The following is a 22,110-nucleotide window of genomic DNA, read 5'->3' as shown; positions in this document are numbered from 1 at the left end:
CACACACAAAGTGACGCTTGAATATATTTTTAATAATATAAACTATTTCTTTTGGGAAATATTTGAGGTCGCAAATATAGGGGAATTCCCCTTTATTTGCAATATAAAGACAGACTTATCTTTTAGCCATCATTGCTAGTGCCATCGCTTCTGCGACTTTAATACCATCAATACCCGCTGATAATATACCACCTGCATAACCAGCACCTTCACCAGCCGGATAAAGACCTTCAACATTAATGCTTTGCAGTGACTCTCTATCACGGGTAATTTGAATAGTTGATGATGTTCTTGTCTCAACAGCCGTTAATGTCGCATCATTCATTGAAAAACCTTTTATCTTACGTTCAAAGGCAGGTAATGCTTCACGAATAGCGGCAATGGCGTAATCAGGTAAGGTTTCACTTAGGTCGCAATATTTAACGCCGGGCTTGTATGAAGGGCTAACTTCGCCATGCTCACCGCTTTTACGCCCAGCAAGAAAGTCACCCACCAACTGCACTGGCGCATCATAATTTTCACCACCGAGTTTAAAGGCGGTTTCTTCTAAACGGCGTTGAAATTCAATACCCGATAATACATCTGAAGGGTCATCTTTATTAGCAAAGTCGCTAGGTTCAATACCAACAACAATTGCGCTATTCGCATTACGTTCATGACGCGAGTATTGACTCATACCATTAGTCACTAAACGCCCTTCTTCTGATGCCGCTGCAACTACAGTTCCGCCAGGACACATACAGAAGCTGTAAACACTTCGACCATTATTACAATGGTGTACTAATTTATAATCTGCAGCGCCTAATATTTCATTACCGGCATTGTCACCAAAACGTGCATCATCAATAACTGATTGCTCATGCTCTATGCGAAAGCCAACTGAAAAAGGTTTAGCTTTGACCGAGACTTTATTTTTAACAAGCATTTCAAAGGTATCTCGTGCGCTATGACCTACGGCTAAAGCAACATAATTGGTATCAATACGTTCGCCACTGGCCAGCGTTAAGCCATTAATACGTTTGTGTCCATCAGTACCTTGCTCTTCATCAAAATGAAATTCGTCAACGCGTTGTTCAAAACGAATTTCACCACCAAGCGCAATAATCTTAGCGCGCATTTGCTCAATCATAGTAACGAGCTTAAAGGTACCAATATGCGGTTTACTCACAAATAAAATTTCTTCAGGCGCGCCTGCATCAACAAATTCATGCAGCACTTTACGGCTATAATGTTTCTTGTCTTTAACTTGGCTATAGAGTTTACCATCAGAAAAAGTACCTGCACCACCCTCACCAAATTGTACATTAGATTCAGTATTGAGTATTTTTTTGCGCCAAAAGCCAAAGGTATCTTTAGTACGTTGACGTACTTCTTTACCGCGCTCTAAAATAATCGGCTTAAATCCCATTTGAGCAAGTACTAATCCGATAAATAAGCCACATGGACCAAAGCCAATAACAACAGGTCGTTGTGATAAGTCTTCTGGTGCTTGGGCAACAAAATTGTAGCTCATGTCAGGGCTTACTTTTACTTGGCTGTCTTTAGCAAATTTTTCAAGTAATTCTTCATTAAGGCGAGTGTCTACATCAAGCGTATAAATCAACACTATTTTTGCTTTTTTACGTGCGTCATATCCGCGCTTATGAACCGTAAAATCAATTAGCTGATCGTCAGAAATTGATAATGTATCTAGAATAGCCAGTTTTAAATCAGCTTCTTCATGATCAAGCGGCAGTTGGATATTTGTTAAACGCAACATAGTGAGCGGTTCCAAAAAGAGAAAAGGGAATTTTTCGGCATTTTACCTGAACATACCTCTCAGTTAAATCAACAATTGAAATTATTGCTAAGCTAGGTATGATCAGCTCGAAAATATTTCATCTCATCAAAAGAGTACGTTATGGCATTTGTAGTTACCGACAATTGTATAAAATGTAAATACACCGACTGTGTAGCAGTATGCCCAGTGGATGCATTTTACGAAGGTCCTAATTTTTTAGTCATCAGTCCTGAAGACTGTATTGATTGTGACTTATGTCCGGTTGAATGCCCCGCAGGCGCCATATATCATGAAGATGAGGTACCTGAAGATCAAAAAGAATTTATCGAACTCAATGCTGAGTTAGCTAAAGTATGGCCGAGAATAACCGAAGTAAAACCCGCACCTGGCGATGCACAAGAATGGGATGGCGTACCCAATAAAATAGCTCACTTAATTATTGAGAATTAAAATCAGCTCAGCAAAATAAACACATTGCTCAATTATTAACTATACTCAGACAATCAGGGTCAATGAATAATTGGTGCATTATGTGGCAATCTATTGAGCAAGCAATCAAAACTGAAACCGGTGAGCAATTCACTATTGAAAAAAAGCGCCTTATTTCAACAAGTGAAAGCAATTTAGCTTACCAACTCAGCAATAAGCAACATCATTACTTTATTAAAATTAAAGATAAGAATCACTTCAACCATTTTGAATCAGAAGCTTACGCCCTAAATCAAATACGTTCTCTTAAACAAATCACTTGCCCCGAAGTTATAGCATTAGGAAGCACCCTTGATAAAAGCTTTATTGTGCTTGATTACATTCCATTTTCACACGCTACCGAAAAACATTGGTATAATTTAGGTGCACAACTCGCCTTGATGCATAAAGGTTCGTCACATGGACAATTTGGTTGGCAACACGACAATTATATTGGCGACACTTTACAGCCGAACAACTGGCGTAGTAATTGGAAAACCTTCTTCGCAGAACAACGAGTTGCTTGGCAATTACAATTACTGAGCGAAAAATCAATAACTCTGGGTAACATTGACTATATTACTGATATTTGTCACGACGCATTAAATCATCACGACGTTAAACCTTGCCTAGTTCATGGTGACTTATGGATGGGTAACTTAGGTTTCACAGACTCTTTATCAGTCATTTATGATCCCGCTTGCTATTATGGTGACCGAGAAGTCGATATTGCGATGACCGAACTATTTGGTCAACTACCTTATGATTTTTATCAAGGTTATCAAGATATCTTCCCCCTTGTTGAAGGGTATGAACAACGAAAACTCATTTATAATTTTTATCATATCCTAAATCATGCAAATCTATTTGGTGGTATCTATATTGATCAATCGAGAGCTTTGTTATCTCGAATTTTATCATTACATTAATGTTAAAATAAAATTGATTGCACACAGTAAGTTAAATAATTTAGACAACTTTATTTTTATTTTGTTAGCGATTTTTGCAAATATGAACATACTTAATCATCAGTAACCAAAAGAATCTAGGAGGCAAAATGTCCCAGGAATCAAGCTTACAAGCGATAAAAGAAAAACGTATTAGCTGCCCTCATTGCGGTCATCACTTACATTTATCTTTAGATACATCGGCTGGTGATCAAGATTATTACGAAGAGTGCCCTTCTTGTTGTCGAGATATTCACTTAAATATGCATATTGATGAATACCGCCAAAAAATTCAATTAGCGATAGACAGTGATGACGAACAAGTTTTTTAGTAATTATTACTCGTGTTTTCGCTTCACCATTGTTTTTTATAAAGGCTAAATTCACTAGAGAAACATTGCACAACTGCTTTAAACCTATATCATTCTCATCTTGATCATTTTTCTTCTTAAAATGATGGTTTTATAAGCACTTTTCCCTAATGAATATTACTGACTTTAGAAAAAACACCAAAAGCCTAATGAAATTGGCTTATCCTATTTTGATCGCTCAACTTGTACAAACCCTAATGGGATTTGCAGACACGGTGATGGCTGGTCGAGTGAGTGCTACCGACATGGCTGCAGTAGCGGTTGCTAGCAGTGTTTGGCTACCCTTAATACTAACTATATATGGTTTAGTCATGGCACTTGCTGCCATAGTATCGCAACTTGCTGGAGCAAAAAAATTCCATTATGTTGCCAAAGCGACCTATCAAACCGCATGGATAGCATTAACCTTAGGTCTGTTGTTGATCGTTCTATATTATGCGATCACCCCCTTAGTCATTGAACAAATCCCACTAGAAAGCCATTTAAAACAATTACTTTTTGATTACTTAGGCTATATCGTTTGGGGGGGGCCAGGTTTTTGTTTATATCTTGTCTTAAGAAACTACTCTGAAGGTTTATCGCATACCAAACCAACAATGATTATCAGTATCATAGGTTTGTTAATTAATATTCCGGCTAATTATATTTTTATCTACGGTGAGTTTGGCATGCCTGCACTAGGTGGTGCCGGTTGTGGTATCGCCACAGCTATCGTTTATTGGGTTATGTTTGTCTCGATGTTTATTTATTGTTACGTATCAAAAAAATTAAAACATGCCTCTTTATTTGAACGTTTTTACTGGCCAAACTGGCTAGAAATAAAAGAAATACTGACGATCGGTTTTCCTATTGCAATGTCATTACTGTTTGAGGTGAGTTTATTTGCCGTAGTCGCCATTATTCTGGTGCCCTTTGGCGCAGAGGTTGTTGCAAGCCATCAAATAGCCATTAACTTTTCAGGCTTAGTATTTATGGTGCCATTAAGTTTAGCTATGGCCGTGACTATACAAGTGGGTTATGCCGTTGGTAATCATGATTTAGCTAAAGCGAAAGAAATATGCAATTATTCACTGATATTATCACTTGTTATTGCGGTTGGTACTGCACTATTAACGATTGCTTTACGCTACCCCATCGCAGAAATATATACGCTAGATAGAAAAGTGATTGAGTTAGCCGCTAGCCTCATGTTTTTAGCTTCTTTATTTCAGTTTTCCGATGCAATACAAGTTATTTCTGCGGGAGCATTGCGAGGCTATAAAGATACACAGTCTATTTTATACATTACTTTCTTTTCATATTGGGTCATTGGCTTAAGTTTAGGGCTGATTTTAGGGTTAACCAACTGGATAATTGACCCGATTGGTCCTTATGGTTTTTGGATTGGTATAATTTTTGGCTTAACAACCGCAGCTGTATTATTAGCTTGGCGACTCAGTATCATTCAAAAAAGAGTCGAAATGGCGCATTAATAAGCAAACAGTTAATTATTTAAATTGAAATACATAAAACTGCTTGCAACTAACATTTCATATCGATAATATGACGCCCGTTGGTTGAAGCAACTAACAATTGCTCGCTTAGCTCAGTTGGTTAGAGTACTTGCATGACATGCAAGGTGTCACTGGTTCGAGTCCAGTAGCGAGCACCAAATTAAAGAACGGGATTACAGAAATGTAATCCCGTTTTTGCTTTCATAAGCAAAGTGTACTGCTAATCTCTTGTTATTACTTATCTGAATACTTCAAAATCAATTCGGTAAATCTTAAGAAATCCCCTCTAAGAAACTTCAATTTACTACGGACGTCCGGAATTGTCACTACGGACGTTTTTAAAAATCAATTATTCTATTTAAAGATTATGAAAGCTAAGGTTGGATACGATAGATATATCAGTTTCAGATTCGTCGGAAACTTCAGGTGCCAACAATATGCGTTCAGTCATAAAGTTACTATTGCCCAGCTCTTGAACTATCTTTAATAGAATTTATTGGTATAAAATGAAGACAAACTATGTATTATTTAATTGATTGTTTTTTGTAGTTTGCTTCAACTATATTATCACCTCGATGGCATAACATATTAGGAGTTAAGTACACACCGTTACTCCAAACTAATACCTTTATGTTGCATCCAATAGTATTAATAAATTTCGTAGCTTTAGTTTTAGTTTTAGCACTAACTCTTGCAACTTTTTCACCATTTATCATTAGATTGATTTTATCATCGTCAACTATTAATTTTGCAATATAAATCCCCTCATCTTCCAGTTTAGTTATTATATTTTCATTCTTAATTGCGCCAACAAATTCTATAATTATATCGCTTTCTAAGTATGGATGTTTATCGATTTTCGAAGCCTGAACAACTTCTTCAGACTTTTCTATTTGTTCTTCGGCTTTATATATAACACCAGATTGATATATTTCATTTGCTTCCGCAATGCTTTTACCGTCTGTAATAGCTGCATTATAGGATTGCAGGTTAGCCTTCGGTTCAAAATAAGAGATAGTAATAACATTTAATTTTCTACCTTCTTTTCTCCCTCGCCCATCATAACAACTACGATGATATTGAAAAGTACGCTTCTCTTTATTATGGTATGCGCGTACTGAAAAAATTGAAGATTTATTTAATCTATTTTTTATATGGCTCACAGCTTTAAAGAAATCATCAAAATCTTTGTCTACACCATGAGGGCTTCCAGCCTGCGAGTATCCGTAGACTATATAACCTAAATCATTATTTGGTGGTAATGGAATTTCATCGATATCAAAAAACCCTATATCTTCACCTCTATTTTCACCTTCCGCAAAATTAGCTGATATGCACCAAACACAAATTACTATGAAGAAAATCACTAATAAAAAAATTAAAAGTTCGCCGTTATTAGCCATGTAAACCTTATATTATCGATTGTAAAATTGTGACGCTAACAACGACACAAATGGACTATATTATATAAAAACCGCTTACGAATGATCATACCGATGTTTGGTAGATGTGTAGCAAAACAGTATTTATCCGTTCTTGAAGAATTAACTGTAAAATACAGCCCTGACTTACACTATATTCTATTTACTACATTTTATATTGATGATATTAATTATCTACACAGATGAAGTGGTACTGGTCGTTTATGAGGAAATAAGGCAACCCAAGCAGCCACACCCTTTATGGAGTAGTTCGCTGGAGAGCGCTTCAATCCTGCCTTCAATAAATTACACAAAGTTAATTTAAGTCGAAATTGTAGCAGCTTATGTAGCAAACAAAAACTGAGTAAAAAGGTTGTACAATCTAATATTCCCTTATGCCACACAGAAGACGTTAGCATTTTAAAATTAATGCTGATAATTTTTGTATGTTTTGATCTAGAACGGACATAGTTGAATACAACCATTACGCTAGCATCTTCATGATAGCGGACGCTCCCCATAAATAAGAACATGAGGCTTTTGATGATGTTTTTTGCCAATTAGTCCTTCAACTTGGATGTGAACAAAGCCACCACAGCGGTCATAGAGGCTTTAAATCAAAGTGGCAGTTGAACCGACAGTACGATCATTAGATATCAGAAGTTTTAGAGTAATAAACACTATGCACAAAAAACACCAATTATTACAATTGATGCTTTTTAGAGTAAAATATTAGAAACTAATTTAATGCTGCTTCTTAAATCTACGTGAAGCTAAACCAATCATGCCTAATGCGAAGATAGCAAGTGTTGGAGGCTCAGGAGCTTCTACAGATTTAATCTGTAGATTGCTAAAGTCCGTTAAATAAACTTCTGAAATTTCTCTTTTGCCTGAGTTCGTCCCGTTTGGTGATATTTCTTGATTAAAAAACGCAAAACTTAAATCTGTGCCAGAATAATCCTTTGGTAATTTAAGAAACTCTTCACCAGCAAAACCAGTAAAGAACTCATCTGAGTCAATTAGATCGCCACCAAGGGTATCTATACGAAATGAAACACTTCGACTGGTCGCAAAGTTTGTATGTATATTCGGTTCTGGGTCTGGTTGCCCATCGGGAATAACACCATTAGTCATCGATTTACCAAAGCGAACGCTTTCAGTAAGAACTCCTGGATCTTCAGAGTCGTTTAAATAGTGACTAGAAGAATTAGTAACATCAGTACCAAAATCAGTAAATGCAATACCATTGAATGTAAAAGAAATATTTAACCAATCAAAATTGCCTTCTTCCTCATACCATCCGTTCAAATCAGAATCAGCGAGATCTAATGTCGGGGCTTTGTCAGTATCGTAGGTTACCAAAACAGAAATATCAGTATCGGAGTAATATTGGTATTTATCACCAAAATAACCAAAGTCATCTTGACCATTCGCTTTACCATCAAAAGAAATAGTGATCAGGCTTGCAGAAGATTCAGATATATTAAGAATGGCTAAAATTAGAACTAAAAATTTGAAGTGTTTCATTAACTTTCCATGTATGAATTATAATTGAGATAATACATATATTTGACCATTTAAACTACTATATATTATTTTACTTATTTAATTTTTTTGGAAAAATAACATCTGGCTGTGCCGCTCACTTAAATATGGATTTGTCAGAGTCCTGCTTTAATAAAACAGGGTCTTTATTTATGGAATATAATCCAATTATTAAGGAGTTTAATGACAAAAAGATATCGTAAAGCGCAGCTATGTATCTAAGCTAATATAAAAAGTCGTTACAATTCATCTCCACTATCGTCCTAAAGAGGCTTGCTATAACGTTCATAGGCCGAATACTAATGGCATAATGAGCTTACTGCCGTAATAGATATTGTTCTCATTCTATAACTGTATTTTGCTTTTTGGGTCATGAAATCAGTCTCAAATTGATTTTTGTAACGTCCGCTAAACCGAGGATTATTAAGTTAGCTATCGACCAGTTTAAATCAACTAACGGGTATGCAGCTGACCTATACAAACACTCTTAATTTCAAATTATTATTTAAGCTTTACGCACGAACTTGACGTTAAGGTGAACACTAATTCCGTTATTTATACCTCTGATAACTATCTCGTATATTTGCTTCACGTTGCAATTCATCAAGCCATTTTTTTGTTTCAATTGTCATATCCATAACATCATCTTCAGATAAATCTAAGTTCTTGACTATATCTGCTGGTGTATACCCATCAACCAATAGGTCGAAATATTGTTCTATTCTCATTTTTGACTCCTTGCGTCTTTGTAAAACCCGCCTTCAATAACGGGCTTATTTAATAATTTATCTATACTTCTCGCTTGCTCTATCCGTTCGACCAACTCAGTGATTGCTTGGATAACTCTTGGTTCAGCATCAGACAACTGTCTGAAGCAACTATGGGCATTCTTTCCCTTCCCTTTAGAGAATGCTCTGGCAATCGAATAAGGTACGTTCAGTTGCTTCATTAGCATGTTTCGAGAGAATCTTTTGTTATCTAGTACCCATAGCACGTTCAGAAAGCTTAGTAACTCTAGTTTTGCCCTGTACTCATTAGCGCCAAAATACTTACCGCCCATAATATGTTTGTAACAGCATTTCTATTTCCTCCCTGTTATATAAATATTTCACTTTTTATTTTCCTTATTCCTTCTATTTCAACCCCTTTCTTGGCAGTTTTCCGTTTTATATGAAAATACCTAGTGAGGAGTTTTAGATAATAATTAGGGTTAACTCTAATTGTTGTTGACGGACTATTTGTTATAGCCTTGGTTATGATGGCTTTGGCATCTATGGCGGAATAAAACTCGCCTACTTTAAATTCTTTGTATAGTACTTTTTCAAAGGTGGGTAATGGCTCAGTGATCCTATCTTTATATGCTTCTAATTCTTTTGGCTGAGATGCTATATCCCTTGCTTCAACATTAGAAAAACCATTTTCTAGGAGTATCCCTATCATATTGAAAGTTGATGAGAATTCACCACTGTATCGCTCGCCCTCTAAAGCTCTCTCAACAGCCAAAGAGTAGTCTTTGAGTTTGATTTCTTTGCTAAGATTTTTAACTTTATCTAGTGCTATTACACTTGATGATGATATTTTTTCAACCGTTTCTATAAGTTTATAGCCGTATTTTTCAAGCTGTAAGCCTTCTCTAAAATTCGCTATATCCATAGCTGCTTTTTGTTTCCAGTATGGATATAGCAAGTTCATGTAAACTTCGCTTGCTTCGTGTCGAATTAGTTTATCTAAATCTTTAGCGCCTATTTGCTCAGCTTTACAGATTCCTAGTTTGTTAATCTCTCGGTAAAATGAATTTTGATATTCCTTTTCTTTGTAAGCCTCTGGGATATAACTTTCAGCCTTTTTGATAGGTTTTCTAATGATAAAACAATTAGATTTTCTATCCCTGTCACGTTCGTAGAATTGAACAATCTGTTCTTCTGACCAAAATTTAGTGGCAACAATAACGATATTATCTAAGTTTTTTAGGTTGATACCCTCAAGCAAAACTTGCGTTGTGAGAACGGTTCCTTTAATTTCCTCAAGTGCCAAAAACTGTTTGTATACTTCATCTTCTTTTGAATCGGCACTAATAACCGTAATGTCAGGTAATACTTTTTTAATCGCTAACGCTTTTTTCTTATCGTCAAACAAAACCAAATTATTATCCGTAGATTTCAAGCTCCTTAAAAAACGAATGAGTGCATTATCTAATTTCCCCGTTGTTTCTAAAACTTGCACAGACCTTATTTGTCTATCAGCTTTAAAATCAAAGTGATAATCAAACTTAAACCATTCTAAATGAGTAGGATCAAACGTCCCTGACATACAAAGAATTGTGTAGTTACTACCCTTTAGTCTTTCAAGTAAACCTGACATTTTATCAATTCTGAAGCCGTCAGATAACGTTCTATGAAATTCATCAAGAACAATTAGGTAATCACTTAAATCATTCTTATCAAGCAAAGATATTAAGGCGTCATAACTACACAGTATTTTCTCAGTTGTTGGGAAAACACCGCTTGTCCCTGTTAGTACGTCATAAGTTCGGTTTAGTGATTGCTGTTCAATGATTGAGTTTAAAGGGGCTGCAAAAATGACTTTCCTATCAATTTTATCTAGAACAAGCGTTGTTTTTCCTGTCCCTGTAGTAGCTGTAAGCAGATGCTTTTTACCTTGCTCGATGTTTACGTCTTCAACTTTCAAAAACTGCGTCTTTTTGGTTTCAACGCTGTAATTCAGTGATTTGGCTTTCAATGCTGATATATCAATATGACGACAGGCTTTTCGAGCATTATCGACCGTCATTTCAACACTATTTCGTTTACCATCCATATTCATTCTATGGGCTAAGGCAATCTGATAACTTTCACTCACTCTGTACTTTGCGATCTCGATATGTATTTTATAAAACGCATCATTTCTATGATATTCGCGCCCATCCACTAAGACTAATTCATCATCTTTTTTTGAAAGGTACAGCTTAACTAAATCTTCCACTTCTTGAGCTGAATCCATTCCTTCAACAGCTTTAATTTTTTCACCTGTAGTCACAGGCCTTACAAACCCTTGTGCGAATATGTTTAGATCCAAAACTTCTTCATTTTGCGATTCATGCTCAAAAAAATATTCCAGTTCGATAGGAACAACAAAACCCCTACCCTTTATTAAAAAGCTTGTATCTAAGTAGGTTTTATCTCCGAAACTGAAATAGTCTTGAATGGCATTCTTACGGCTTATTGCATCTGCTATATCCATAGCTTCGGTAATAGGGAAAATCACTCTGAATTTATCAATCCCTGTCACTCTATGAGTTGTAGAAGTGTGTAAGTAATATTTATATTTCTTATTTAGCTCAATGAATTGCTTAATTGAACAGGAATCATCTATATCCAGAACCAAAAATTGTAGTTTATCTATATTGCTGGCGATTAATTTTTTATTAGGATCTTTAACAGAATAAGGAAACAAATAAGGATTACGAGCTTTTATCTGCTTAGTTAGGTCACAGAACTGTGAACCATAGTTTTCTACTAAATGTTGATGCGTTACACCCTGATTTGGTATTTTTAGGCTTTTAATACTTTCAATCAGATTGGTTGCATCTATTGTTTTGTAAGTTGTCTTTTCCCAGACATCAGACGCTAGTTGAAATTGCATCTTCTAGGTTAATGGAAATAGCGTACTTCTTGGCCTCGAACGCTATTTCTGCTTCAATTAAAAGCTTTCGTCTTAAATCTGAAAGCTTCACGTATCCCTTGTTTTTTAAATATTTGCTGAATGCTCTTGCCTCTGCGTCTTGCAGGCCAGATTCTACTAATAGACTTCTAGGGGGGATACCCTTAAAACCGTCTGTAGCAGAAATCAAAACATTTTCTAAATCTCTCATTTTCACAACACAATTATAACAATAAACCATTGATTTGTCGAGCAAAATTTTATAACCCTGCCTGTGTACTGAATTGATTTAGCTATTTTAATAGACATGTATTCTATGATAATGAATGTCTGAATATTATAACACTAACTGCTTTTTGAATAGACACGACACCCTGAGAGAGTGCGTGTCTAATAATCGACTGTTTGAATACACAAAATCAGAAATTTATAATTATTTTAAGAGAATACAAAACGCGTGTCTAATAAATATAATATCGAATCAAGCTAAAAGGATTTTGTAGTCTGATCAATATACTCAACCGTACAAGCCCCTAAAGAACGCCCAATAAAGATCTAACATCCATCTAATGATTGTCGAACAAATACCATGTTATCGGTCTAATGCTATTCGAATAAACCTGTAACCAATCACAAAAAAATCTCTCTTACTTATCGAATAAATTCCGTTTCACCATATATTTGATGTGCTATAACTTTAGTTATCGAACACTTATGATAAAAAACTATTTACTCTCAATTATAAAAGGCTTGGTAAAGGTTTAATGTGCTTTAGGCTTTAAATAATGGGTGAATAAAAAAACGATTTTTTTGCATCGTGACCCTAACCAGTGGAATTATACGATTTAGAAATTAACCGAAGAGGAGCAATCTTATGAAATATGGATACCTAGGAACAAACACACGACTTAATAGTTTAGAGAAAAGAGTAGATGTAAATAAACAAGAAACTCTAGTTACCAGTTACGACATAAATGTTGAATTAGTAGAAGAGAAAGCCGATTCATTTGGAGCGAAAATGACATTGTCTCCACTGATTAACTCACTTGAACCAAATGATGAATTGATCGTTTGTAACCTTAGGTATTTATCTAATAATTTAAAGACTCTGCAAACCATAATTTCAAGTATTGAACAACGTAAAGCAAAGCTAACAATACTAGATATGGAAGAATCATTATCTGGTCATTTAGCCGCATTCAACGATTTTAAAGCTTACATTACCAGCGAAAAAATCAAAGCAGGAATTAAAGGTAGTAAAAAAGAACAAGGGAGAAAACCACCAGAACAAAGTACAATATTTTCAGTTATATACAACAGAAAGCATAACCCTAATATGTCTATTAGTGAAATCGCTAGGATAGCAGATATTTCAAGAAGTTCCGTATATCGAATTTTAAAAGAAGAGGAAAACAAAAAATGAACAACTTAACTAACCACCCAGAGGACAGCAAAATGAGTAACTTAAACGATAACACAGCAAACACCACAACTAACCACATAGAGGACAACATCATGAATTTATTTAGCGATATAGCAATACAAGAAGAAGAAGTAAAAAGCCCGAAAGATTGGACTTTGAATGACTGTAAAAAGAATTTAAAAGCCATTTTTAAGGATTCATCTGAACCTGATACATATATTGTTTCGATTAACCTTGGTGGTTTTACCGCTTTAAAGTTAAACGGCAACAAAACAACTTTTAAAATGAAGAAAGGCATGAAGACTAAAGAACAAATTGTCGATATTATTATTAACGAAGACAACGTTATTTTAGAAGCACAGGAACGTCTAATAATTAGTTTAACTAAAGCGCAATACAGTAGAGAAATGAATAGGAAACGAGATGAAAAAGAAGCGCTTAAACAAACAAAGTGTGAGCTTGAGAGAGAAAAATTAAGAGAAGAAGATGGTCAAGAATACTCTCAACCATCTTATTCTGAGTAAAAATAAAACCCATCGGTTTAAACCTAAATCAATTCTATCCCTACGTTTGGCGACAATAAGTATAGAGTTTATTTCAGGTTTAAGCTACTCCCCCTCAATCAAGGAGAAACTTATGCACTATAAACAATACCGCCCTAAAAATGTATTTGTAAAACGATACTGGCGAAAACGATTTGGAGTTTGGGAATCAGTAATCAAACATTACAGAAGCTTACCAAGAAGATAACAGTAGCCCTCACTTGAGGGCTTTATCTATTTATGACTTTTAAACCTACTATAACTTAGCAAAAACAACCCTAAAATTAATATAATATATGATGAGGGTTCATGGACTTCTCTCACTAAAGCATATCTGTATCCATTAATTTGAGTTGTTTTAGCATCTGATTGAGAAAAGCTCCCTCCACCTTGCATATCTATATCAACATAATTTGAAGCTAATAATGAAGAGCCAACATACCATGCTGATCTGGAATAATCATTTACATCTGAAATATCTATTTCAAAATAGACTTTATATTGACTCTCGTATGGTATTGAATCTCCATAAAATAGCGTTCTCAGGATGTTACTCTCACTATTAATTGAATTTGCACGGTTTGTTCTATGGTTAGTTTCACAATTGGTTGATAAATTATTGTCATAGCAGGGTGAAGTGAAATATGAAAAATTCAAACCAGAACTAGTATACAACGTTAACATATCCTCTATCCCTGCAAATCTCCACCCGTAAAAATCACTATCGATATCAGTAAATAAATAGGTCAACTCCTGATGGTTATAAACTGAATCGTAATCCCACATTTTCCATTCATAGCCGCTACTGTCACTCACTATTGAGCTTGATTCATTTCTATAAAGTTTTCCTACTTCAATTACCCCCGCAGAGGTAAACAAAGGTAACAAAAATGATATTAAAAATAAGAATTTCAACATGTAATCATTCCTTGATTTTTTCATTGACGTTCGATAGAACATCAATATTTAAAAGTAAGTTCCAGTGAAGGAAGTCAATTTTGGTGTGATTTTTCAATATAGTCTAATAAATGGCTATCTACTAGATTTTTCTTTATGCTATTGCTTTCTCGTCTCTATAAATTTTATAAACCTGATTCCTAGAACAACCAATAATATCGGCAATTTCTTGTTTAGTTAGATTACTATTTTCATCATCAACGAGTTCAACAATACGTTTACGGTCTTTATCAGGGATCTGGCGAGGCTTACCAAACTTAACACCTTTCGCTCTGGCTCGCTCAAGTCCTTCTTGAACTCGCTCATTGATAATGTCTTTCTCAAATTCAGCAAATGCACCTAACATGCTAAACATAAGTTTGCCGCTACTGGTGGAAGTATCAATTGCTTGATTCAGAACATTAAGAGTAGCGCCTTTCGCTTCAATCATATCAACCAACTTGTGTAAGTCAGTTAATGACCTTGCAAGACGGTCTAGCTTTGTAATGACAAGACTATCCCCTTCCCTTAAATAATCAATTGCACTATGCAACTCTGGACGGTCACTTTTACCGCCACTCAGTTTTTCCTTAAAGATTTTGTCACAATCTTTCAATTGTTCTAATTGAGCATCTAAGTTTTGATTTTGAGTTGAACAGCGAGCATAAGCAATTTTCATATTGTACCTTTATCCCTAGGAGTTAGATTACAAAACTAAGGTTACGATAAAGATTACACTTAATCAAGGTGATTATGCAGAAATACGGTAGGGAAAAACACTGTAATCTATATTGTAGTATTGATTACAGTGGTAGGGGGGCGGTTAGGAGACTAGGCAATAGATACCAACATTAATGCCCCCTGACATAATTTGAGAGTAAGAATGGTGAAATCATTTAGGGCGCGCTAAGTAATATTTATCTATATAAAATTAGGCTTATTCACGAAGGCCAACAATCCGCACCAGATACTTTGACGAGATGTGAATACTTAATTCTATCTAGGTAATTAATTATATTCTTTAAATTACTTAGATGACGGGTTATATCAGTATAAGTTAAAGAAGATGGTGTTTGATGTGATATAGCTTCCCTAATATCTAGAAAAGAGCTTAATTGGCTAGTAATATCATTCTGTGATTTTCTATGTAATTCTAAAAATATATCTGAAATTCCAATTCTGTTATATACAATTTTTAAATTTTTGATTGATGGGTATTTATTAGTTCCTAAAATAGTTCCTGCTACAATGCTACGATCAATAATAGTATCATCTTGCAGTACATTATAAATAGACCTAGAACTAGCCATTTTCTTTAGTGTTTTTGCTTCATCTCCATTAAATAAATGCTGTTTAAATAAATCCTTCTGTCCTCTTAATAATGACATTAAGCGTAAGTTTAGTGGCATCTTATCAAATGTAACTTCAGCCTTGGCACATTCAAAAATATAATCTTCAAAAAAATTTTTTGAATATTCTTCTATACCTGCACATATAGAAAATATTGCAGCTTGATAAATTAGATTTTGGTGTGCGTAGCTGAAACCAGAACTCTTGTAGGATGCTTTTCTACTTAGAAGCAGTAGGTTTCCCAAAAGATTTTCAAAACTACAACGAGATCTGCTTTTGCTGTATGCCATTTATTTCTTAAACCTGACTATAAAATCTCTAAATATTCTTATACGGTTAACGACTGCACTTTTATCTGTAGTTGCCTGTCCGATATATTTAGAAAAAGATTCATCGTGAAATAATTTTAATAACCCTAGGATTATTTTTGCCTTTTTTCCCTCCAAAATAATCAGTTCTTTTTCACTGAACGATAATTCATTCACACTTACCATTTGCGCATCAAACAAAGCTGCATTAAATATAGGTTTTACAGCACCTTCAGAGAACGTTTTAAAAGCTAGATCTCCAAATATTCGGTAACAATCTTCAACGCTTTTAGTAAAGTTTGTGGACAAATCGGCCAACTCATTTTTATTTTTAGATTTGTTCTTTTCAGAAAATCCATTTATAAATCCTGTCATCGGCTTTTGATAATTTCTCCAATCCTCTGATAGGGATAAAAATCTTAAAATCAACTCGTCACTCTTCATCCTTTTATCAGCTTTAAGACCTGCCATCCCTTTCCACATTTTATTTTTTGACAGCTTTTCGATGATGGCCATTAATGGACCATGATATATTCCGTGCCTCAATTCCTGTGCATTTAGTTTCACTGAACCTGTATTTAATCTTTCAAAAACATCAAATTTTATTTGTGGGTGAGTATCTTTGAGGATTACTATGCACCTTATAGTTCTATTCTGTATATGCCTTTGAAAACGAGGGTCTAACTCACTAAATTTGTACCCTTCAAGCTCAGGGTAAGCGGTGAGTCCTTGTAATGCGAAGTCCTCTTTTAGAAATAAATTTATACTATTTAAACGTTGATTCCCATCGATTACGGCTAAAGTTTCATCTGTATTTTGAGCCAAAAAAATTACAGGAATGGGACACTGAATAATTAATGACTCTATTAATCTAGATGCTTGTGAACGATTCCATACATACCCTCTTTGAAATTGAGGAATGACCATGTGCCCATTATTGATATAATCATCAATAGTCGAAACTGCAAAATCATACGTTTCAGTGATCAATTTTCTTTGTTCTGGTGGGATATTAAGAATTTCATTTTCAGAACGAGAAACTTCTGGAAATAACTGATCAGCTAAGTTTGACGATTTATTCTTCATAAAAGCCCTTAAGATGAAAAAAAATATTGAATATTAGTATATTACATATAGTTTATCTAATATGAAAATTTTTTCATATTAGATAAACTTAAAAGTGAGCGATAAATTAAAGTCAGTAGTCAGAAGTACCATTTATTGCTGACCTAGAACAAACAAGATAAGGTTCAACTTCTATCCATTGCACCAAGAACCGATAAAGAATCAACTTTCACATATCTTTCAAGCATTCTTACCGAGCGATGCCCTGAAATAGCTCTTAACTGAAAAACTGAAAAACCCAATCGTCCATAATGACTCAAACAGCTGTGTCTCAATGTGTGTATCACTACATCTTTGTAACCAAGCCTTTTTGCTGCCCTTACAAAGCATTGTGTCATTGACTCTCCTTTCCATCGGAAAAGCTCTTTTCTCCCAATATTAAGTAAAGGTTCTATAATTTCAATCGCTTTTTTTGAAAGAGGTACTTCTCGAGCAGTGCCTGTTTTGGTGATTTCAGCTGGTAAGTGAATCACTCTTTTAGATAAATCTACCCATGATGTTTTTAAGTAAAGCAGCTCTGAACGCCGACAGGCTGTTTCCATTAACAGCCTAAAATAAGCATGATATTTATGTGGCACTTCATCTAGTATGTGTTCAAGTTGTTCGTTATTTATAACTTTTTCTCTAATTTTAGCTCCGCTAGGTTTCTTAACTTTATTCACAGGGTTTTTAACTTCTATATCAAGTTCTATATCTGCAAACTTGTATAACCGTTGAAGCAGCTCCATTTCTTTACGGGTTGTAGATTCAGACATACCATCATTTCGAAGTCTTTTTTCCCTAAATGATGCCACATTAGCTGATGTTATAGAGCTTAAAGTTACATCTCCAAAAAACTTAACTAACGATTTTCCTAAGTACCCTGTGTGGTGATAACTCCCCCGCAATGAACCATCATGATTAATCAACACTCGTTTTCTGTAAGTATCTAAAACAAATTGTAAGCCAAGTAAAGTTTGCCCTTTTAAATTTGCTCTTATCACTTGCTCATTCTTAATTGAAAATTGTTCTGCATCTAATTTTAACTTAAAGGTTTTGCAAATAGTTTTAGAGCCTTTAATTCTAATCTCTACGTTCCAATTTCCTGATTTAAGTTGTTTGATAGCTGCCATTATATTTCCTCGTTTATATATTAAACGAGAGAACTTTCTTTATAATTTATCCGTAACAATTGATTAATTCATTTAACTACATACAAGCAATACAGGAGCTAGACCTTGTTAAATCCTTGTGCATGACATGCAAGGTGTCACTGGTTCGAGTCCAGTAGCGGCACCAAATTAAAGAACGGGATTACAGAAATGTAATCCCGTTTTTGCTTTCATAAGCAAAGTGTACTGCTAATCTAAATGACTATCTCTTATTGATTTTTAGATGGTATTTAAAGAAATTCCCTTCAACGAATGGCCTATTTACTACAAACAGATTTTAAACTCAGAGAGTCTGACTATAAAAGGTCATTAGGGGATAAATTACATGATCGTTCCCTGCGAACCAAGCAGTAATACCTCGACACATATGAGCGCTCTGCATGTTCATATATACTGCCTGATTCAACAAATTACACATTCGAATTTATCGATAGATAGTAGCAGTTCATGTAGCAAAAATAAATTGCAAATAATCGCCTGTTATATATCACAATGTAATTAGACTTTGATTGACTTGTTTGACAGCTCTTAACCGTTAATCTTCACATCTGTTACATCCATCAACAGTTATTAGAGGCTATAAAGCCCCGAATATTTAGTATTTTAGGATGGTGTTTACGATTAAAGCGGTTGTTCTAATCAATTATGTCAGGAAGTGCCACGAACCTGATCTACTTACTCGTCAAAACAGCCCTGTTTTATGTTGACGTTAATACGAATATTAACATAAATAGCTTTTTTCATATGTTTACAGTGTTCAGAAGACGAAGGATTAGCAGTGCACCGCACATGAAAGCTCAAAGTTGATAACTGACAATAGTCAATGATGGTTTGCCATGTTTTGGCTACGGATCATTCTCATGCTTATCTCCTAAATTAAGTGTGGCGGAGATCAAACGCTAACAGCAGCTGCTGTTAGCTATACTGTTACATATAATGTATTCCCTTATCAGCATAGTCTTTGCTTTGCTTAATAATGATATTTGGTTTATAACTACGATAAGAATATTAATAAATCGCGCCAATTGATGATTAATAAATCCATAAAAAACAACTCGATTCGTCTTAGAATAATCTTTTTAATTATTTTGGTTTTTACTCTTGTATTAGTGTTTTTTTCATATTTTTTAAAAGATTTTATTACTGGAGTTGAACAAGATTTAGGTAAAAAAATGGTGCTTCAACATGCCATTATCAACAAAGAAAAAGCACTCAGTCATTTTATAGAAAACTTAAATCTAGTTAAACGTTCCTTGCTCAATAACACGTATCAAGACTGGATGAAAAATAACGATAATGAAAAATTTAAAACAAAAGCAATTGAGTCTGTTAAAAAAGATTGTCAAGTTATAGGTTGCTATGGCTGGTTTATCCTTTCAATTGCACCTCTTACTAGTATTGATTGGAATAAAGAGAGCAATACCATAAAAACGGTTCCGCTGAAATTAGAAGAAAATTCATGGCTACCAAAAAAGCTAGAAGAAAATAATGAGTTTTATGTCGATGCTGATATTAATACTATTGATGGAAAAACCTATGTTTTTTTTGATTATATAGTAAGAGAAAATGATCAAGTCATTGGAACAGTTGGAAGCTACGCACTAGTCTCAACTATTACTAATCAATTACTCAGTACCTCTAACCAAGATATTTTAGATGTACTTATTGATAATCATGGTGTATTTCGTACTAGTTTGAATGAAAAGACCAGTCGTTATCATCCCTCTCTTTCAAAGTTTTTGTCCAACAAAAAATGGCATCAAGTTATCGGGGATGATTTAGATAAAAGCAGCTTAATAAAACTAAAAAATAATACTAATAGTCATTTGGTAAAAACGATTGATATTAGAATTAATGAAGTTAATTATATAGCCGCTATTGTGTATATCGAGGAAATAGAATGGTATGCAATGAGTTTGTTTTCAAAGAAGGCAATGGAAGGAAGTATTGTTATTCTGCCCCTCTTTTTAGTTGGTGCCCTGCTTCTTTTTAGCGTTATTGCACTTACACTTTATTTTTTGAACAAGCTAATTTTTAAACGACTTATCGTGATGAACAAATCAGTTAATAACATTGCATTAGGTAATTATAAAGACTTAATTAAAGATTGTCGTTCAGATGAACTAGGTACTTTAGCTCAAGGGATAAACACCATGAGCCAAGAAATTTCAAAGAATCTATCAAAGATAAAGTCTCAGAATAATGCGCTAAATGATGCTATTGATAAAGCAAATGCAGCAAATAATGCAAAATCTATTTTTCTTTCTAACATGAGCCATGAAATAAGAACCCCGATGAATGCAGTGTTAGGTTTTGCTGAGATAGGAAGAAACACCAAAGTTTTATTTGAAAAAGATGATTCACTTGAACAAATACAACGTTCAGGTGAACACTTACTGCAAATAATTAATGACGTATTAGACTTTTCTAAAATAGGATCCAAGCAACTTGAGTTGGAAAAAATCTCATTTAGCTTTAGTGCTATTCTTAAAAAAATAACACAAATCTGTAAGTCGGATATTGATAAAAAAAATATATCATTAAATTTCCTATTAGATGATTCGATTCCTAGCCACTTAATTGGCGATCCACTAAAAATAGAACAAATAATCATTAATTTGGTTAGTAATGCTATAAAATTTACGGAACATGGCAGTATTGATATTAACACTCGTCTAAAAAAACAAAACAAAAGAGACGTTATTATTGAATTAAGTGTTAAAGATACAGGAATAGGTATAACGCCAGAACAACAACAAAACTTATTTATAGCTTTCTCTCAAGCCGATAATTCAATCACTAGAAAGTTTGGTGGCACAGGATTAGGATTAGCGATAAGTAAGCAATTAGTAGAAATGATGGGGGGAGAAATCACACTAAAAAGTGAACGAGATAAAGGCACTGAATTCACATTCACCATACCTTTGGCACACTCTACTGAAAAGTTAGAGAAAAAAATAGAAGAAGTAGCAGATTTTGATTTAGTAAAATTTAAAGCGGCTTTGTATGGAAAAAAAATCTTGCTGGTTGAAGACAATAGAATCAACCAAATTGTAGCTAAAAAAATACTAGAGCCATTAAATATTTCAATTGATATAGCAGAGAATGGATTACAGGCAATAGAAAAAATGAAAAACGACACTTATTCATTAGTGTTAATGGATATACAAATGCCTGAGTTAGACGGACTACAAGCCACAGAACAAATTAGAATGTTTGATAAAGATACTGTAATTATTGGTATGTCAGCTCATGCCAGTATCCAAGATACTGAAAAAGCGATTAAATCAGGAATGAATGATTATATGACTAAACCCATTAAGCAAAAAACAGTTTTTTTGATGATATCAGAATATATCTTTTAGTTCTGCGGATAACTAACACCAAATAAGTCTACACCTTTAGAAGCAAAATTTAGGGGATAGGATAAAAACCATTAATAGTGATGAAAGTTGGCTCAAACTCACCACAAACTTTGAAGGTATATTCACTGGCGCGGTTGGCACCGCAGAGCATTTGTGTGAATTTACTGAGCACGTAGGGTTAAAGCGCGCACACGGGAAAGCAAATGCCCAAGCTTGTTTGAATAG

General features: G+C 34.4%; 20 protein-coding genes and 1 tRNA gene. 8 read left to right on the top strand and 13 right to left on the bottom strand.

The window, feature by feature from the left end; all coding sequences use genetic code 11:
- Window positions 1–115: 115 nt before the first annotated feature.
- Entirely contained in the window at window positions 116–1,759 is a 1,644-nt protein-coding gene (locus H4J67_RS10985) for an NAD(P)/FAD-dependent oxidoreductase (RefSeq protein WP_182203746.1), read from the bottom strand.
- Window positions 1,760–1,900: 141 nt separating this feature from the next.
- Here H4J67_RS10985 and fdxA point away from each other — a divergent pair, with 141 nt between their 5' ends.
- From fdxA to H4J67_RS10960, 5 genes are all read left to right on the top strand, one after another.
- Window positions 1,901–2,230, top strand: a complete 330-nt coding sequence (gene fdxA, locus H4J67_RS10980) for a ferredoxin FdxA (protein WP_182172008.1) — start codon at window positions 1,901–1,903, stop codon at window positions 2,228–2,230.
- A 62-nt stretch (window positions 2,231–2,292) separates the two neighbouring features.
- Complete coding sequence (locus tag H4J67_RS10975; protein ID WP_259368574.1) at window positions 2,293–3,177, top strand: fructosamine kinase family protein; 885 nt, start codon at window positions 2,293–2,295, stop codon at window positions 3,175–3,177.
- 128 nt (window positions 3,178–3,305) lie between these two features.
- A complete protein-coding gene (locus H4J67_RS10970; RefSeq protein ID WP_182172011.1) occupies window positions 3,306–3,527 on the top strand; it encodes a CPXCG motif-containing cysteine-rich protein in 222 nt (73 codons plus the stop codon).
- Between the two features lie 149 nt (window positions 3,528–3,676).
- The gene (locus H4J67_RS10965) at window positions 3,677–5,038 is read left to right on the top strand and encodes an MATE family efflux transporter (RefSeq protein ID WP_182172015.1); all 1,362 of its coding nucleotides are present in this window, start codon (window positions 3,677–3,679) and stop codon (window positions 5,036–5,038) included.
- 102 nt (window positions 5,039–5,140) lie between these two features.
- Window positions 5,141–5,217: transfer RNA gene (locus tag H4J67_RS10960), tRNA-Val, on the top strand.
- A gap of 366 nt (window positions 5,218–5,583) precedes the next feature.
- Here H4J67_RS10960 and H4J67_RS10955 read toward each other — a convergent pair.
- The 6 genes from H4J67_RS10955 to H4J67_RS10930 all read right to left on the bottom strand — a co-directional run bounded on the left by H4J67_RS10955 (window position 5,584) and on the right by H4J67_RS10930 (window position 11,896).
- Window positions 5,584–6,462 carry a hypothetical protein gene (locus H4J67_RS10955; protein ID WP_182203745.1) on the bottom strand — a complete coding sequence of 293 codons (879 nt, stop codon included), beginning with the start codon at window positions 6,460–6,462 and terminating at the stop codon, window positions 5,584–5,586.
- Between the two features lie 762 nt (window positions 6,463–7,224).
- On the bottom strand, window positions 7,225–8,007 hold the full coding sequence (locus H4J67_RS10950) for a PEP-CTERM sorting domain-containing protein (RefSeq protein ID WP_182203743.1): 783 nt from the start codon (window positions 8,005–8,007) through the stop codon (window positions 7,225–7,227).
- Window positions 8,008–8,576: 569 nt separating this feature from the next.
- Window positions 8,577–8,753, bottom strand: a complete 177-nt coding sequence (locus tag H4J67_RS10945; protein ID WP_182203741.1) for a hypothetical protein — start codon at window positions 8,751–8,753, stop codon at window positions 8,577–8,579.
- Entirely contained in the window at window positions 8,750–8,974 is a 225-nt protein-coding gene (locus H4J67_RS10940) for a CRISPR-associated endonuclease Cas1 (protein ID WP_220471641.1), read from the bottom strand. Before H4J67_RS10940 ends, H4J67_RS10945 begins: the two co-directional genes overlap by 4 nt.
- A 146-nt stretch (window positions 8,975–9,120) precedes the next feature.
- Window positions 9,121–11,667, bottom strand: a complete 2,547-nt coding sequence (locus H4J67_RS10935; RefSeq protein ID WP_182203738.1) for a DEAD/DEAH box helicase — start codon at window positions 11,665–11,667, stop codon at window positions 9,121–9,123.
- Window positions 11,645–11,896, bottom strand: coding sequence for a hypothetical protein (locus H4J67_RS10930; RefSeq protein ID WP_182203737.1), 252 nt, complete (start codon window positions 11,894–11,896; stop codon window positions 11,645–11,647). Before H4J67_RS10930 ends, H4J67_RS10935 begins: the two co-directional genes overlap by 23 nt.
- A 663-nt stretch (window positions 11,897–12,559) precedes the next feature.
- On the opposite strand from H4J67_RS10930, the gene H4J67_RS10925 reads away from it, so the two are divergent.
- Together H4J67_RS10925 and H4J67_RS10920 are read left to right on the top strand one after the other, a co-directional pair.
- Window positions 12,560–13,108 (top strand): recombinase family protein, encoded by a 549-nt coding sequence (locus H4J67_RS10925; RefSeq protein WP_182203734.1) that lies wholly within the window; start codon window positions 12,560–12,562, stop codon window positions 13,106–13,108.
- Window positions 13,105–13,632, top strand: a complete 528-nt coding sequence (locus H4J67_RS10920) for a hypothetical protein (protein ID WP_182203732.1) — start codon at window positions 13,105–13,107, stop codon at window positions 13,630–13,632. The genes H4J67_RS10925 and H4J67_RS10920 overlap by 4 nt, the downstream gene beginning before the upstream one ends.
- A 252-nt stretch (window positions 13,633–13,884) precedes the next feature.
- Here H4J67_RS10920 and H4J67_RS10915 read toward each other — a convergent pair whose 3' ends face one another.
- From H4J67_RS10915 to H4J67_RS10895, 5 genes are all read right to left on the bottom strand, one after another.
- Window positions 13,885–14,568: a hypothetical protein gene (locus H4J67_RS10915; protein ID WP_182203730.1), complete on the bottom strand. Its 684-nt coding sequence runs from the start codon at window positions 14,566–14,568 to the stop codon at window positions 13,885–13,887.
- A gap of 133 nt (window positions 14,569–14,701) precedes the next feature.
- Complete coding sequence (locus tag H4J67_RS10910) at window positions 14,702–15,265, bottom strand: recombinase family protein (RefSeq protein ID WP_182203728.1); 564 nt, start codon at window positions 15,263–15,265, stop codon at window positions 14,702–14,704.
- A gap of 262 nt (window positions 15,266–15,527) precedes the next feature.
- Window positions 15,528–16,226 carry a HEPN domain-containing protein gene (locus tag H4J67_RS10905; protein ID WP_182203726.1) on the bottom strand — a complete coding sequence of 233 codons (699 nt, stop codon included), beginning with the start codon at window positions 16,224–16,226 and terminating at the stop codon, window positions 15,528–15,530.
- Complete coding sequence (locus tag H4J67_RS10900) at window positions 16,227–17,330, bottom strand: DUF262 domain-containing protein (RefSeq protein WP_182203725.1); 1,104 nt, start codon at window positions 17,328–17,330, stop codon at window positions 16,227–16,229. It lies immediately after the preceding gene.
- Window positions 17,331–17,494: 164 nt separating this feature from the next.
- Complete coding sequence (locus H4J67_RS10895) at window positions 17,495–18,481, bottom strand: site-specific integrase (RefSeq protein ID WP_182203723.1); 987 nt, start codon at window positions 18,479–18,481, stop codon at window positions 17,495–17,497.
- A gap of 1,067 nt (window positions 18,482–19,548) precedes the next feature.
- On the opposite strand from H4J67_RS10895, the gene H4J67_RS10890 reads away from it, so the two are divergent.
- Window positions 19,549–21,885, top strand: coding sequence for an ATP-binding protein (locus tag H4J67_RS10890; RefSeq protein ID WP_182172071.1), 2,337 nt, complete (start codon window positions 19,549–19,551; stop codon window positions 21,883–21,885).
- Between the two features lie 36 nt (window positions 21,886–21,921).
- On the opposite strand, the gene H4J67_RS20295 is transcribed toward H4J67_RS10890, so the two are convergent.
- Window positions 21,922–22,110 (bottom strand): hypothetical protein (locus tag H4J67_RS20295; protein WP_220471640.1); only part of this gene is annotated, 189 nt, incomplete at its 5' end.

The sequence above is a fragment of the Colwellia sp. BRX10-4 genome (genome assembly GCF_014077465.1).
Taxonomy (GTDB): domain Bacteria; phylum Pseudomonadota; class Gammaproteobacteria; order Enterobacterales; family Alteromonadaceae; genus Colwellia_A.
This window is presented reverse-complemented; position numbering and strand designations above follow the sequence as displayed.

Coding starts and splice junctions, on each gene's coding strand:
- H4J67_RS10915 (WP_182203730.1), bottom strand. CDS start 14,568: ATGTTGAAATTCTTATTTTTAATATCATTTTTGTTACCTTTGTTTACC.
- H4J67_RS10900 (WP_182203725.1), bottom strand. CDS start 17,330: ATGAAGAATAAATCGTCAAACTTAGCTGATCAGTTATTTCCAGAAGTT.
- H4J67_RS10920 (WP_182203732.1), top strand. CDS start 13,105: ATGAACAACTTAACTAACCACCCAGAGGACAGCAAAATGAGTAACTTA.
- H4J67_RS10970 (WP_182172011.1), top strand. CDS start 3,306: ATGTCCCAGGAATCAAGCTTACAAGCGATAAAAGAAAAACGTATTAGC.
- H4J67_RS10905 (WP_182203726.1), bottom strand. CDS start 16,226: ATGGCATACAGCAAAAGCAGATCTCGTTGTAGTTTTGAAAATCTTTTG.
- H4J67_RS10930 (WP_182203737.1), bottom strand. CDS start 11,896: ATGAGAGATTTAGAAAATGTTTTGATTTCTGCTACAGACGGTTTTAAG.
- H4J67_RS10975 (WP_259368574.1), top strand. CDS start 2,293: ATGAATAATTGGTGCATTATGTGGCAATCTATTGAGCAAGCAATCAAA.
- H4J67_RS10890 (WP_182172071.1), top strand. CDS start 19,549: ATGATTAATAAATCCATAAAAAACAACTCGATTCGTCTTAGAATAATC.
- H4J67_RS10985 (WP_182203746.1), bottom strand. CDS start 1,759: ATGTTGCGTTTAACAAATATCCAACTGCCGCTTGATCATGAAGAAGCT.
- H4J67_RS10935 (WP_182203738.1), bottom strand. CDS start 11,667: ATGCAATTTCAACTAGCGTCTGATGTCTGGGAAAAGACAACTTACAAA.
- H4J67_RS10965 (WP_182172015.1), top strand. CDS start 3,677: ATGAATATTACTGACTTTAGAAAAAACACCAAAAGCCTAATGAAATTG.
- H4J67_RS10945 (WP_182203741.1), bottom strand. CDS start 8,753: ATGAGAATAGAACAATATTTCGACCTATTGGTTGATGGGTATACACCA.
- H4J67_RS10910 (WP_182203728.1), bottom strand. CDS start 15,265: ATGAAAATTGCTTATGCTCGCTGTTCAACTCAAAATCAAAACTTAGAT.
- H4J67_RS10955 (WP_182203745.1), bottom strand. CDS start 6,462: ATGGCTAATAACGGCGAACTTTTAATTTTTTTATTAGTGATTTTCTTC.
- H4J67_RS10895 (WP_182203723.1), bottom strand. CDS start 18,481: ATGGCAGCTATCAAACAACTTAAATCAGGAAATTGGAACGTAGAGATT.
- H4J67_RS10940 (WP_220471641.1), bottom strand. CDS start 8,974: ATGAAGCAACTGAACGTACCTTATTCGATTGCCAGAGCATTCTCTAAA.
- fdxA (WP_182172008.1), top strand. CDS start 1,901: ATGGCATTTGTAGTTACCGACAATTGTATAAAATGTAAATACACCGAC.
- H4J67_RS10950 (WP_182203743.1), bottom strand. CDS start 8,007: ATGAAACACTTCAAATTTTTAGTTCTAATTTTAGCCATTCTTAATATA.
- H4J67_RS10925 (WP_182203734.1), top strand. CDS start 12,560: ATGAAATATGGATACCTAGGAACAAACACACGACTTAATAGTTTAGAG.